Genomic DNA, 12,760 nt, shown 5'->3' on the forward strand with positions numbered 1-12,760 from the left:
CTGCCCCACGCTGCTCGGGGGACGGCGTTCGGAGGCGTTCAGGCGATGTCGGTCGGTCCCCGACCGTTCGGTCCCCGACCGCTCAGTGCCCGACCGCTCAGTGCCCGACCGCTCAGTGGACGATCGCGTGCGAGATCTGGCACCCGCTGACCGCGTTCGACCAGGTCCCCTGCATCGCGAACGAGCCGGTCGCGAAGGCCACGTTCTGCGAGCCGCCGGTGCCGCCGACGCCCTTCCAGGCGCACTTGTCGGCGTTCTCCGAGCCGGAGGAGTCGGTCCAGCCGCCGGCCGGGTTCTGGTCGGTGACCGTCTCCGCGTACTCGTGGCCGAACACCATGGTCACGCCGTCCAGCAGGCCCGCACTGCCGCTGTTGACGTAGTTCTGGCCGCAGGAGGTGCCCATGTCGGTCACGTACGGGTCGTTGCTGAACGCCACGTCGCCGTAGGGGGAGGTGGCCGCGCCGCCGGTCAGCGTGGTGTCGCCGTTCCAGTCGTGCCAGGCGCAGAAGTTGCCGGTCGAGGTGTTGAACCCGTCCGGGTGGGTGCCGGTCGGCGAGAGCACCACGTACTGCACGTTGCGGTTGGCGGCCGCGGTGGTGTTGCCGAAGTGCCCGGCGGCCTTGATGGCCTCGTTGGCGATCTGGTTGCCGGTGGCCTGGCCCGGGGCGGTGGCCGAGTTGTCCACCCAGACCCCGGCCAGCGCGCCGCCGGTCGGGTAGCCGACGTGCGCGGCGGTGGAGCCGCAGGTGGTGGCGCCCTTGGCGACGCCCTCGCAGTACTGGGTCATGACGCCGGACCAGGTCTCGCTGTTGGTGCCGAGGCCCTTGTACAGCTGCTGCGCCCGGACGGCCTCGCCGGACGGGTCGCCGGACAGGGTGGTGTAGCCGTTGGCGTCGGTGCCCGCGGTGCCCCACTGGGAGCCCCAGAAGACCACGTACACCTTCGGGGCGCCGGTGGTGACGCCGATGCCGTCGACCGCGCCGCCGTACTTGAGGTTGGTGGTGCGGCTCGCGGCCGCGGAGGCGGCGTTGGCGTGCTCGGCGGCCTCCTTGGTCGGGACGGTGCCGTGCCGGTACGGGTGGGACTGCCCGGCGAACTCGCTGCCCGGCTGGTCGGCCTGGGCGGCCGGCGCGGCGGCGAAGCCGGTGGCGGCCAGCGCCAGCGCGCTGAGCCCGGTCAGGGCCCGGACCCGTGCCCGGCGGGAAGTGGGGGAGATGCCCATCGTGAGGGTTCCTCTCTCATGCCGACCGCACGCCGGTGGGGGCGCGGCGACACCGTGGGGGACAAAGGGGGAGGAGCGACGACGGCAGGCCGGTGTCCACCGACCGCCCGTCAGGGACGGTCGGTGAAACGGGGATGGGGGACCGGTTCACTGCCGACGGCGGGAAGCAAAGCACCGCCGCGGAAACCGGGTCAACGACGCCGGGAGTAAGACCAGCCCCAAGAGCGGCCTCGGACGAGGTATTGAACGTCAAAAACCCGCAGTTGACAGGTGGTTGACGCGCTTGACGAAGACATGCCTCAACAGTTGAAGGGGCCTTCTACACCGTATGGCGGCCCGCCCCGGCCCGGCCCGCCGTCCGGCTCAGCGCTGCGCGCCCTCGACCTCCGGGTCTTCCGTGCCCTGGACGTCGGTGCCCTGGACGTCCGCGCCCTGGAGCTCCGTGCCCCGGACCTCCGTGATGCGCATGATCCGCCCGTGCGAGTCCAGCACGACGTCGTAGGCGTTGCCGTGGCAGCCGTACGGGTCGGCCGGGTCGCGTTCGGCCAGGCAGTCGTTGAGGTGGGTGACCAGTTCGTCCAGGTGGACGGGCCGCGCGCTCTCCCCGCGCGGGCGGTCGATCAGGGTGGCGGTGACGCCGGCCGCCGCGAAGCCGTAGTGGACGGGCGAGCCGGTGGCCTCGTAGCGGGGCGGGGTGCAGGCGAACCGGGCGGGCTGGGCGGTGAGTTCGGCCGGGCCGGCGGCGACCACGACCAGCACCTGGTGGCCGGGCCGCAGGGCGGGCGCGGTGCACTCCGGGGCGGGGTCGACGGGCGCGCCCGGGGCGGCGGCGACGGTGCCCGCGGCGGTGCCGGTGGCGGCGTAGGCCTCCTCGTCGGCGAAGTCGTCGTCGCCGTCCAGCAGCGGGTCGTCCAGGCCCTCGTCGGCGAGGGCCTCGGCCGAGGAGGCGGCGGTCACCGTCGGGCGGGAGTCCGCGGGGGTGCAGCCGGTGAGTCCGGCCAGGGTGAGTCCGGTCAGGGCGGCGGCGGCGAGGAGGGTACGGGGCACGGCCATGACACAAGTCTCCCCGGGCGGCGGCGGTGGTCGGTACCCGGGTACCACGAGCGGCGCGCACCGTACGGTTCCCGCCCCCGCCGGACGTGCGGGTCCGGTGGGGGCGGGAGGTTCAGGGGGCAGGCGCCAGGTGTCGGACGCCAGGGGCGAGGCGCCAGGCGCCAGGTGTCAGACCGTGACCGCCGGCTGCGCCTCGTACGCCCCGCGCACCCGCGCCTGCGCGGCCGCGTCCACGCCCAGGTGGTCCAGCCCGAGCAGCGCGGCGCCCAGCACCGGCGGCGCGACGACCACCCGCGGCTCGGCCAGCGGCGCGGCCCGGGCCAGCCGCTCCCTCAGGTTGTCGAGCAGCAGCGGCTGCCGGGAGGCGAGCACCCCGCCGCCGAGCACCACCGGGGTGGCGGAGTCCAGCAGGTCCAGCCGGCCGAGGGCGACCACGGCCAGCCGGACGATCTCGTCGGCCTGCCGGTCGATCAGCTCCCGGGCGACGGCGTCCCCGGCGTTCGCGACCGCGAACAGCACCCGGACGATCTCGTGCAGCCGGCTGGCCGGCAGGTGCCCGAGGTGGACGGCCTCGGCGACGGCCCCGGCGCTGGACAGGCCGAAGTGCTCGGCGATAGCCGCGGCGAGCCCGGTGGGCCCGCCGCGCCCGTCCTCCGCGCGGACGGCGTGCCACATGCTGCTGGCGGCCAGTCCGCCGCCGCCGCCCCAGTCGCCGGTGAGCTCGCCGAGGGCCGGGAAGCGGGCGGTGCGCCCGTCCGGCAGCAGCCCGACGCAGTTGATCCCGGCGCCGCAGACCACCGCGACCCCGCGCGGGCCGTCGGTGCCGGCCCGCAGCAGGCCGAAGGTGTCGTTGACGACGGTGTTGCTGAGCCCCCACGGGTGCGATTCCAGGGCTGCGCGCAGCGCCTCCTCCTCCACCGGGAGGTCGGCGTTGGCCAGGCAGGCGCTGACGTGGCTGGTCAGCACGCCGCGGAAGGACGGGAATCCGGCCGCCGCGGCGGCCTCCTCGACCAGCGGGGCGAGGCCCGCGACGGCCGCCGCGCCGCCGATCTTCTGCGGGGCGAAGCCGCCGCCGCGGGCGGTCCCGCGGACGGTGCCGTCGGCGCCGATCAGGGCGACGTCGGTCTTGGAGTTGCCCGCGTCGATGGCGAGGACGCCGGGCAGGAGTGGTTCGGGCTGGTGGGTCATCAGGTCCCCGCGGCTCGTACGTGGCCCGGCCGCGAGCTCCGGCCGGGGACCGGGCCCCCACGCGGGGGGCCCGGTGAGGGCTCTCAGGCCCAGGAGAGGTGCTCGCGGTTGTGGGCGAGCAGCCGGTCCGTGAGCCGGTCGGCGAGTTCGATCTGGCCGACCAGCGGGTGCGCGAGCAGGGCGTCGAAGACCCGGTCGCGGCCGCCGCGCAGGGCGGCGTCGAGCGCGAGGTGCTCGTACGAGGTGACGGCGGCGACCAGGCCGGCGAACAGCGGCTCGACCGGCCGTTGCGGCAGCGGCCGCACGCCGCGGGCGTCCACCTCGGCGGGCACCTCGATGACGGCGTCGTCCGGCAGGAACGGCAGCACCCCGTCGTTGCGGGTGTTGACGACCTGGACGGAGGTCCCGCCGCCGGTGCCGAGCAGGGCGGCGATCAGCTGGACGGCGGCCTCCGAGTAGAAGGCCCCGCCGCGCTTGCCGAGCAGTTCCGGCTTGGTGTCGAGGGCCGGGTCGGCGTACAGCTCCAGCAACTGCCGTTCGATCTCGGCGACCTGGGCGGCCCGCGAGCCCTGCACCCTGAGCTCCTCGACCACCGCGTCGTGCTGGTAGAAGTAGCGCAGGTAGTAGGAGGGCACCACGCCGAGCCGCTGCACGAAGGCCTGCGGCAGGTGGAGGTCCTCGGCGATCTCCTTGCCGAAGTCCCGCAGCAGTTCCGGCAGCACCTCGCGGCCGCCGGCGGCCCCCGGGCCGTCCAGCAGGGTGACCCCGCGCTCCCAGGTGAGGTGGTTGAGCCCGACGTGGTCCAGCCGGACCAGCTCCGGGTCCACCCCCAGGTGCCCGGCGAACTTGCGCTGGAAGCCGATGGCGACGTTGCACAGCCCGACGGCCTTGTGCCCGGCGCTCTGCAGGGCCCGGGTGACGATGCCGACCGGGTTGGTGAAGTCGACGATCCAGGCGTCCGGGTTGGTGCGGCGGACCTGCTCGGCGATGTCCAGGACGACCGGCACGGTGCGCAGCGCCTTGGCGAGCCCGCCCGCGCCGGTGGTCTCCTGGCCGACGCAGCCGCACTCCAGCGGCCAGGTCTCGTCCTGGTCGCGCGCGGCCTGGCCGCCGACCCGCAGCTGGAGCAGGACGGCGTCGGCGTCGGCGACGCCCGCCGCCAGGTCGGTGGTGACGGTGACGGTGGCGGAGTGGCCCTGCTTGGCGAAGATCCGCCGGGCCAGTCCGCCGATCAGCTCCAGCCGTTCGGCGGCCGGGTCGATCAGGACCAGTTCGCCGACCGGAAGGGTGTCGCGCAGCCGGGCGAAGCCGTCGATCAGCTCCGGGGTGTACGTCGAACCGCCGCCGACGATGGCCAACTTGAGTGCGGACATCAGCCCTTGACCCCTGTCAGTGTCACGCCTTCGATGAAGGCCTTCTGTGCGAAGAAGAAGAGGACGATCACCGGTGCCATCACCAGCAGGGTGGCGGCCATGGTGAGGTTCCAGTTGGTGTGGTGAGCGGCCTTGAACGACTCCAGGCCGTAACTGAGCGTCCAGGCCTGCTGGTTGTTGCTGGCGTAGATCTGCGGGCCGAAGTAGTCGTTCCAGCAGTAGAAGAACTGGAACAGGGCGACGGCGGCGATGGCCGGCTTGGCCATCGGCAGCACGACCCGCAGCAGGGTGCGCAGGTCGCCGCAGCCGTCGATCCGGGCGGCCTCCAGGTACTCCTTGGGGATGGTCAGCAGGAACTGGCGCAGCAGGAAGATCGAGAAGGCGTCGCCGAAGGCCATCGGGATGATCAGCGGCCAGAGCGAGCCGCCGAGGCCCAGCTGCTTGGTCCAGAACAGGAACATCGGGATGACGGTGACCTGCGGCGGCAGCATCATCATCGCGATGACGGCCATCAGGGCCAGGTTGCGGCCGCGGAAGCGGAACTTGGCGAGCGCGTAGGCGACCGGCAGGCTGGAGACGACGGTCAGCAGGGTGCCGGCGCAGGCGTACACCAGGGTGTTGCGCCACCAGGTGAGGAAGCCGGGGGTGTGCCAGACCTGGCCGTAGTTGCCCCAGTTCCAGGAGGTGGGCCAGTAGTCGGTGGTGAGCGCCTGCTGGTCGTTCATCACCGAGGTGAGGAAGACGAAGACGAAGGGCAGCAGGAAGAACAGCGCGGCGGCGATCGCCAGCGAGTGCACCGCCACCCAGTTGAGCAGCGCGCGGCGCCGGGCGGCGCGGGCGGCCGCGGTGCCGGTGCGGGAGGCGCCCGCGGGGGGCTTCGGGAGCGTGGAGCTGAGAGTCATGGTCGGGTCCTCACTGTCCGCTAGTCGTCGCTCGCCATGAAGCCGGACTTGCGGCGGAGCAGGATCGAGGTGACGGCCATCGAGATGACGAACAGCACCATCGCGACGGCGCAGGCCGCACCGTAGTTGAAGCGCTGGAAGCCGAGGTTGTAGACCATCTGGGGCAGGGTCCAGGTGGAGCCCTGGGGGTAGCCGGGTTCGAACTGCTGGCCGGAGTTGCCCGCGATGCCGCTGGCGACCTTCCCGGCGACGATCGCCTGGGTGTAGTACTGCATGGTCTGGATGACCCCGGTGACCACCGCGAACATGATGATCGGCGAGATGTTCGGCAGCGTGACGTACCGGAACCGCTGGAACGGGCCGGCGCCGTCCAGTTCGGCCGCCTCGTACTGCTCCTTGGGGACGTCCAGCAGCGAGGCCATGAAGATGACCATCAGGTCGCCGATGCCCCACATGGCGAGCAGGGTGAGCGCGGGCTTGGACCAGTCCGGGTCGGCGAACCAGCCGGGCTGCGGCAGGCCGAGCTCGCCCAGCAGGTGGTTCAGCGGGCCGGTGCCCGGGTTGAGCAGGAAGGCGAAGGCGACGGTGGCGGCCACCGGCGGGGCCAGGTACGGCAGGTAGAAGACGGTGCGGAAGAAGCCCGCGCCGGTCTTGACCTTGGTGATCAGCATCCCGATGCCGAGCCCGAAGGCGACCCGCAGCGACACCATGATCAGCACCAGCCACAGGGTGTTGCGCAGGCCCTGCCAGAAGGTCGGCAGCTGGTTGAGGACGTAGTCCCAGTTCTTGAGGCCGTTGAAGGTCGCGGCGCCGATGCCGTTGTACCGGGTGAAGGAGAAGTAGGCGGTGGAGACCAGCGGGTAGACGAAGAAGACGCTGAACCCGATCAGCCAGGGGGAGAGGAAGGCGAGGGTGCGGGCCGCCTCCCGGCGGCGCTTCCGGCGCAGCAGCTGCTGCGTGGAGGGCGTCGCCGGGTCGGTGGTCGCGGCGCCCTTGCGGGTGCCGAACGCGATTGACATGGGGTGCTCCGTGGACCGTTCCCGCTACTTCGCCTGGGCGATGTCGGTGTCGACCTGCTTGGCCGTGGCGGCGAGGCCCGCCTTGAGGTCGGTCTGCTTGCCGGACTCGTAGTCGTAGCCGAGGTTCTGCAGCGAGACGATGTAGGCGCCGCCGTTGACGCTGGCCGGGGTGGTGCCCGAGTTCGGGTTCTTGGCGACGTCCAGGAAGGTCTTGAAGTTCGGGTCGCTGACCAGCTTCGGCGAGCTCAGCGCGTCGAAGGTGCTCGGCACGTTGTGGATGGCGTTGGCGAAGTTGACCACGGCGTCCGTGTCGGTGGTCAGGAACTTCACGAACTCCCAGGCCGCGGTCTGCTTCTTGCTGGTGCTGGCGATGCCGACGATGGTGCCGGTCTGGTAGCCGCGGCCGTAGGTGTCGGCCTGGTCGTCCGGCACCGGGAACGGCGCGGTGGCCCAGTCGAAGTCGGGCTTGTTCTCGGCGAGCGAGGCGGTCCGCCACTCACCGTCGATGGCCATCGCGACCTGACCGGTGTGGAAGGGGTTCTTGGCGCTGAACTCCTCGCCGAAGGTGGCGCGGTACTTCTCCAGCTTGGCGTAGCCGCCGAGCTGGTCGACCATGCCCTTCTGCCAGTCGAGCATCGCGGCGACCTTGGGGTCGGCGGCCAGGTTCGACTTGCCGTCGGCGCCGAAGTAGGTGGCGCCGTACTGGCCGAGGAAGTGCTCGGTGGTGGACTCGTAGCCGTGGTACAGCGGCATGAAGCCGAGCTGCTTGTACGAGTCGCCGTCGGCGAGCGTCAGCGCCTTGGCGTCCGCGGCGAACTCGCTGAAGGTCTTCGGCGGCGCGGAGATGCCGGCCGCGGCGAAGGCCTTCTTGTTGTAGTACAGGCCGTACGCGTCGCCGAGCAGCGGCAGCGAGCACTGGTTGCCCTGGAACTGGGTGTAGTTGAGCATCGCGGCCGGGAAGGTCTTGGCCGCGTCGATGCCGCTCTTCTGCAGCTGGGGCTTGAGGTCGATGAACGCCTTCGTCGAGCAGAACATGCCGACGTTGTTGGTGGTGAAGGAGGACACCACGTCCGGCGCGTCGTCCCCGCCGGCCCGCAGGGCCTGGTTGACCTTGTCGTCCGCGACGTTGCCGACCGGCTTGACGTGGATGTTGGGGTGGGCCTTCTCGAAGGCGGCGATGGTGTCGTTGATCGCCTTCACCTCGTTGTCCTGGCTCCAGCCGTGCCAGAAGGTGATGGTGACGTCCTTGCCGCTGGCGGAGTCGTCGTTGCCGCCGGACTCGCTGGAACCGGTGCAGGCGGAGGCGAGCAGGGCCAGGACGGCGCTGCCGGCGACGGCGGCGACGGTGCGGCGGCCTCTGCGGGAGGGGGTGGCGTGCACTTCGAGGTCCTCCTGGGGGTGCGCGGACAGGCGTCATTGCCTCGGGGCCCGCGTAGGGGTTGGGGGAGAGGTGGGTGCAGGGCGTCTTGGGGAGCGGGAGCAGGGAAGCGGGGGGAGCGGGGGAGCGGGGAGCGCTAGTGGGTGGAGAAGACCGCCTCACGGGCGTCCGTGAGGGCCCGTTGCAGGGCGCCGAGCAGGACGGGCGAGCCGGACAGGGCACTGCTGCGGATCTCCGGCCGGGCGTGGCAGACCCGGGCCAGTTCGTCCTCGACGAGCGCGCGCAGGCGTTCGCCGCCCGCGTTCGGCACCGCGCCGGAGAGGACCACCAGCTGGGGGTCGACCACGGCGACGATCACGGACAGCCCGACGGCGAGCCGCCCGGCCAGTTCGGTGAGGAACGCGTCGCCGGCACCCGGGGTCTCCAGGGCCTTGGCGACCGACTCCTCGGCGGTGGGCGCGCCGAGCCCGTGCTCGCGGGCCAGGGTCCGGACGGCGACCGCCCCGACCTGGTCCTGGAAGCCGCCGAACTTGCGGCGCCGGGCGTCCCACTCGACCGGCGAGCCGGGCACCGGCATGTAGCCGACCTCCCCGGCGCCGCCGGTGAAGCCGCGGTGCAGCCGCCCGGCGATCACGACCGCGGCGCCGACCCCCGACTCGGCCCAGAGCAGCACGAAGTCCTCGAAGCCGGCCGCCGCACCGGAGACCTGCTCGGCGACCGCGGCCAGGTTCACGTCGTTCTCGATCGACACCGGCGCGCCGATCGCCCCGGTCAGCTCCTCCACCAGCCGCGGCGAGTGCCAACCGGGCAGGTGCGAGGCGTAGCGCAGCTTCCCGGTGACCGGGTCCGGCGCACCGCCGAGCCCGATCGCGACCGTCCGCAGACCCCCCGCGGGCACCCCGGCGGCGCGCACCGCCTCGGCGACGGCCGCGGCCACCCGCGGCACCGTCCCGGCGGCCGGGACGCCCTTGGTCGACACGGTGTGCTCGGTCAGCGTGTTGCCGGTGATGTCGGCGACGGCGACCCGGATCCCGCTGTTGGTGACGTCCAGCCCGGCCACGTACCCGGCCGCCGGATTCACCTGGTACAGCTGCGCGTTGGGCCCCGGCCCACCCTCCGTCGTCCCGACCGGCAGCACCAGCCCGGCCGCCTCCAACCGGGACAGCAACTGCGAGGCCGTCGGCTTCGACAACCCGGTCAGCGCGCCGATCTGCGTCCGGGACAACGGCCCGTTCTCCAGCAGCAGTTCCAGCGCGGCCCGGTCGTTGATGGCGCGCAACAGGCTCGGCGTACCGGCGAGTGGAGCCTTGGCGGTGCTCTTGGTCATGCCGGGATCCTCCCCTTCCGCCGCCCCTGCGTGAACTGTTAGGAAACTTTCCAGTCGCTCGGAACAGGACCGTACGATCCCCGTCAGCACAGTGTCAATGCCCCCCACACCCTCGGATGCCGAAGCGTTACCGGACCCACGGCGGGCCCCACCCCCACCCCGGCGGGGGCGGGACTCCTGAAGAAGAGGGGATTGCGGTGTGGCCCCTCGGCGCACCGAGAGACGACACCAATGGAAACGAAGTGAAATGGGGGAGGTCGTCTTTCGGGCTCTCGCTGGATCGTTGAGGGCTTCCTTGAATTGCTTGCGGTGCCCCTCGGCAGGCCGAGGGGCACCGCAAGAAAAACCCGATATCAGCAGAAGGGGGTCTTGGGAAATCGAGAGGGAAATAAGGACTGGAAGGGCTCAGGCCTCCTCCAGGGAGAGGCGTGCAGTGGAAGTACTGGTCGACAACGATGCCCCCTTGGCGAGCCAAGTGGGCATCGGGGCCATATAGAGGAAGGTTCTATTTTTTTGCTGCCCGCCTCGCACGAGTGCTGAGGCGGGCAGCAAAAAGCAAATCCAGCTACTGCGGCATGGCCGAAGCGGCGACGCCATTGCCACGCCCCTGCGCAGGAAGTCGGCCAGACCGACTTCCTGCGCAGGAGATGGGAATTCTGTGGGTCAATCAAAGTTCCTTCGCCGTTCCGCCGCGATCGTGATCGCGGCGGAACGGGGTGCGATGCAGGGCGAACCGGGAACGGATGAGAAGGGCGGGCCCGCGGACCTCATGGAGGCCTGTGCCCTCAGTCCTGCGAAGTCGCGTGATCTCATTGCCCGAATCGAGAAGGACATCTGAGAGGAAGCGCCGTGACAGCTCTCAACTGGCAGAAGTCCAGCCACAGTTCCGAGTCGGTCAACTGCATCAACCTTGCCGAAGGCCCTGACCGCAGCATCAAGCTCCGTGAGAGCGATGACCCCGACGTCATCATCACCACAACGCCCGGCAAGCTCCGCGCCTTCCTGCGCGGTGTCAGGGCAGGAGAGTTCGACCATTTGACAGGGTGATTCGGCTCCGGACGCATCCGTCCGGAGCCGAGTAGCGGGTCATCGGACCATGTAGCGGTACACCGGGGCCCCTTCCCAGGCCGGGGGCTTGTCGCCCAGGTCCCTATAGCCGAGGGCTTCGTACATCTTCATCGCCGCCTGTGCTTCGGGCCGGACCGCAAGCGTCACACGCTCCACCCGGGCTCCTTCGAGTACCGCTGAGTGCAGTTCCCGGCCCAGCCCCCGACGGCGCTGCCCCGGAGCCACGGCGATTTCCCGGATCACGAACGTTCGGTGTCCGTCCTCGCGGGTGAAGCCCTTGTCCAAGCCGAGGCCGTTCCACCAACCGCTGTCCGGCTGGAGCAGGACGCCGAAAGCGAATCCGACCAACGCAGCACCCGAGCGCGCCAGCACCAGTCGGAAGCCGGGCATGGCCCGGAAGGCCTCGTAGCCCTCCAGGAACCCGGCCAGGTCGCGGGGCCCCTCGAAGTAGGGCGGCTCTGCGAACACCTGCTCGTACAGCGGCGCTATCTCGTCCAGCACTCGGGCAGCGGCATCCGGATCCGTAAAGGTCTCGAAGGCGGGTGTCTGCACGGTTCTCCTTCTAGGCGATCAGGTGGGCGGTGCTGGCAGCAGCCAGGGAGGGATTCAGGAGCTTCAGGTGGGAGTGCGCCTCCTCCATCGATGTACGGGCCCGGCCTGACGACACCTCGGTCAGCAGGACGGCCCCCGAGGTGAGTTCGTGGGCCGACTCCTCGGCCTCACCTGCTCGTGCGAGCGCCCCGGCGAGGCTGAACCGAACCAGTGCCTCGTTCCGCGCGTAGGTCGTCTCCTGGTGCTGGAGCGAGCGCCGCAGCCAGTCCACGGCTGCCTTGTGGTGCCCCGCCTCCGTGAAGAGGGATGCCTGCGCCAGCGCCAACTCCGCCGGCCCGTGGAACACCGCCCAGTCGGGTACCGGCCGCTCGTTGCGTTCTTGCTCGAAGGTGCGAGTCGCCTGCGCCAAAGTGGATCGGGCCCTGACAGGGTCGCCCGACATGGCGAGCGCGCGGGCCTCCCGGGTCATCAGGATGGACATCAATGAGGGAGGCGCCCACGACGCGGCCTTCGTCTGCGCTCCGCGAGCGAGGTCGAGCGCGGCAGCAGGATCGCGCTCTCGAAGACTCATCAGGGCCATGGACGCCATCACAACCACGGCGAGTGAGTTGTCCTGCAACTCCTCGGCTCGGGTGAGTGCGTGTTCCCAATGCGTCCGGGCCCGGGTGTTGTCGCCGGCGTCGAAGGCCAGCCACGCCACGTGTTCCGCAGTCTCCCCGGCTATCAGTCGGAGCTGACGGCCGATCGCACCCGGGTAGCTCCTGGTGGCGATCAGCCGTTCGACCCGAGCGAGGTGGGCTCGGGCGAGGGGGCCGACTGTCGCGCCGCCAAACCGGTCGTCCAGCCCGTACAAGGAGGCGAGCCCGGCGCGAAGGTCCATGACGGTCTCGGCCCCGATTCGCGGCGGCGTCAGCTTGGCGGACACGGCGGCACCGCCGGCCAGGGCGATGAAGGATCGGCGGTTCACGTCTTCTGACTCTTCTCGTGGCGTGGGTGGTGTTCCTGATCGACGGTGTGGCGGCACAGTGAATCCCGCCTGCTCCAACGGGATACCCAACATCGCTTCGAGAACCCGCTGGCGTGCCGGATGAGGGCATGGCGGTAGCGGCTGTCGCCAGCGGTGGTACTGGCGGCTGCTCACCTCTTCGTCCTCTCCGAGCTTGCGTGCTGTCGCGGCGTACACCTGTCTGAACCGGGCCGGGCTACTCCAGCCGAACTCTGTACACAGGCAGGTGAATTGTGTCTCCACATGGCAGACGGTAGCTCGCGGGTCGCTGACCGTGCAGAGGTCCACCAGCGAAAAAGTCCGTCGAAAAGTCCGTCGGTCAGCAGCCGTTGATCTCGCCGTGGCGGTCAACTTGTCCCTGCCCGTCGGAGTGACGGAGCGACTACTCGCTGATGTGCAGAGTTGGTTGCGCTTCGGGGATTGCCGGTTGCGCACGGCGACCTTCGAAAGCCCACCACCCCTGCGCTTCTCAGCGGGCGATACGGAAGGAGTGCACGGCATGCACGACAAGAACGGCACCAGCAGCGGGTCGGGCGACCACAACGGTGACAAGCCGAAGAGTGAGGGCGGAAGCTTCGTCACGGAGACGGAGGTCGAGTCCCTGACCCGCCGACTGGACCACTCGGTCCCGGACGGCGACTTCGCCCCGGTGGGTACTGAGGCCTGATCGCA

General features: G+C 70.7%; 12 protein-coding genes. 2 read left to right on the forward strand and 10 right to left on the reverse strand.

The features are described 5' to 3' along the window. Nucleotides 1-112 precede the first annotated feature (112 nt). The 8 genes from ACFY2K_RS15950 to ACFY2K_RS15985 form a co-directional block, all read right to left on the reverse strand. Entirely contained in the window at nucleotides 113-1,222 is a 1,110-nt protein-coding gene (locus ACFY2K_RS15950; protein ID WP_375888243.1) for a hypothetical protein, read from the reverse strand. Nucleotides 1,223-1,585: 363 nt separating this feature from the next. Further along, nucleotides 1,586-2,275, reverse strand: coding sequence for a hypothetical protein (locus ACFY2K_RS15955; protein WP_387711845.1), 690 nt, complete (start codon nucleotides 2,273-2,275; stop codon nucleotides 1,586-1,588). A gap of 168 nt (nucleotides 2,276-2,443) precedes the next feature. Then, nucleotides 2,444-3,463, reverse strand: coding sequence for an N-acetylglucosamine kinase (locus tag ACFY2K_RS15960; RefSeq protein ID WP_380523231.1), 1,020 nt, complete (start codon nucleotides 3,461-3,463; stop codon nucleotides 2,444-2,446). Between the two features lie 83 nt (nucleotides 3,464-3,546). Further along, nucleotides 3,547-4,836: a 6-phospho-beta-glucosidase gene (locus ACFY2K_RS15965; protein WP_375888251.1), complete on the reverse strand. Its 1,290-nt coding sequence runs from the start codon at nucleotides 4,834-4,836 to the stop codon at nucleotides 3,547-3,549. Then, the gene (locus ACFY2K_RS15970) at nucleotides 4,836-5,738 is read right to left on the reverse strand and encodes a carbohydrate ABC transporter permease (protein WP_375888253.1); all 903 of its coding nucleotides are present in this window, start codon (nucleotides 5,736-5,738) and stop codon (nucleotides 4,836-4,838) included. The genes ACFY2K_RS15965 and ACFY2K_RS15970 overlap by 1 nt, the downstream gene beginning before the upstream one ends. A 20-nt stretch (nucleotides 5,739-5,758) precedes the next feature. Beyond that, nucleotides 5,759-6,757, reverse strand: coding sequence for a carbohydrate ABC transporter permease (locus ACFY2K_RS15975; protein WP_375888255.1), 999 nt, complete (start codon nucleotides 6,755-6,757; stop codon nucleotides 5,759-5,761). A 24-nt stretch (nucleotides 6,758-6,781) separates the two neighbouring features. Then, nucleotides 6,782-8,137 (reverse strand): ABC transporter substrate-binding protein, encoded by a 1,356-nt coding sequence (locus tag ACFY2K_RS15980; RefSeq protein ID WP_387711849.1) that lies wholly within the window; start codon nucleotides 8,135-8,137, stop codon nucleotides 6,782-6,784. 134 nt (nucleotides 8,138-8,271) lie between these two features. Then, nucleotides 8,272-9,462 (reverse strand): ROK family transcriptional regulator, encoded by a 1,191-nt coding sequence (locus tag ACFY2K_RS15985; protein ID WP_375888260.1) that lies wholly within the window; start codon nucleotides 9,460-9,462, stop codon nucleotides 8,272-8,274. Nucleotides 9,463-10,311: 849 nt separating this feature from the next. On the opposite strand from ACFY2K_RS15985, the gene ACFY2K_RS15990 reads away from it, so the two are divergent. After that, nucleotides 10,312-10,509 carry a DUF397 domain-containing protein gene (locus ACFY2K_RS15990; RefSeq protein WP_380593984.1) on the forward strand — a complete coding sequence of 66 codons (198 nt, stop codon included), beginning with the start codon at nucleotides 10,312-10,314 and terminating at the stop codon, nucleotides 10,507-10,509. A gap of 39 nt (nucleotides 10,510-10,548) precedes the next feature. On the opposite strand, the gene ACFY2K_RS15995 is transcribed toward ACFY2K_RS15990, so the two are convergent. Both ACFY2K_RS15995 and ACFY2K_RS16000 read right to left on the reverse strand, forming a co-directional pair. Continuing rightward, nucleotides 10,549-11,082, reverse strand: a complete 534-nt coding sequence (locus tag ACFY2K_RS15995) for a GNAT family N-acetyltransferase (RefSeq protein WP_380593986.1) — start codon at nucleotides 11,080-11,082, stop codon at nucleotides 10,549-10,551. 10 nt (nucleotides 11,083-11,092) lie between these two features. Further along, nucleotides 11,093-12,049 carry a hypothetical protein gene (locus ACFY2K_RS16000; protein WP_380593988.1) on the reverse strand — a complete coding sequence of 319 codons (957 nt, stop codon included), beginning with the start codon at nucleotides 12,047-12,049 and terminating at the stop codon, nucleotides 11,093-11,095. A gap of 538 nt (nucleotides 12,050-12,587) precedes the next feature. Here ACFY2K_RS16000 and ACFY2K_RS16005 point away from each other — a divergent pair. Further along, on the forward strand, nucleotides 12,588-12,755 hold the full coding sequence (locus ACFY2K_RS16005; RefSeq protein ID WP_380593990.1) for a hypothetical protein: 168 nt from the start codon (nucleotides 12,588-12,590) through the stop codon (nucleotides 12,753-12,755). Nucleotides 12,756-12,760 lie beyond the last annotated feature (5 nt).

Source organism: Kitasatospora sp. NPDC001309, assembly GCF_042896295.1.
In the GTDB taxonomy this organism is placed as follows: Bacteria; Actinomycetota; Actinomycetes; order Streptomycetales; family Streptomycetaceae; genus Kitasatospora.

Excerpts from the sequence above, each read along its gene's own strand:
- ACFY2K_RS15985 (WP_375888260.1), bottom strand. The coding sequence starts at position 9,462 with ATGACCAAGAGCACCGCCAAGGCTCCACTCGCCGGTACGCCGAGCCTG.
- ACFY2K_RS15975 (WP_375888255.1), bottom strand. The coding sequence starts at position 6,757 with ATGTCAATCGCGTTCGGCACCCGCAAGGGCGCCGCGACCACCGACCCG.
- ACFY2K_RS15950 (WP_375888243.1), bottom strand. The coding sequence starts at position 1,222 with ATGGGCATCTCCCCCACTTCCCGCCGGGCACGGGTCCGGGCCCTGACC.
- ACFY2K_RS16005 (WP_380593990.1), top strand. The coding sequence starts at position 12,588 with ATGCACGACAAGAACGGCACCAGCAGCGGGTCGGGCGACCACAACGGT.
- ACFY2K_RS15965 (WP_375888251.1), bottom strand. The coding sequence starts at position 4,836 with ATGTCCGCACTCAAGTTGGCCATCGTCGGCGGCGGTTCGACGTACACC.
- ACFY2K_RS15955 (WP_387711845.1), bottom strand. The coding sequence starts at position 2,275 with ATGGCCGTGCCCCGTACCCTCCTCGCCGCCGCCGCCCTGACCGGACTC.
- ACFY2K_RS15960 (WP_380523231.1), bottom strand. The coding sequence starts at position 3,463 with ATGACCCACCAGCCCGAACCACTCCTGCCCGGCGTCCTCGCCATCGAC.
- ACFY2K_RS15970 (WP_375888253.1), bottom strand. The coding sequence starts at position 5,738 with ATGACTCTCAGCTCCACGCTCCCGAAGCCCCCCGCGGGCGCCTCCCGC.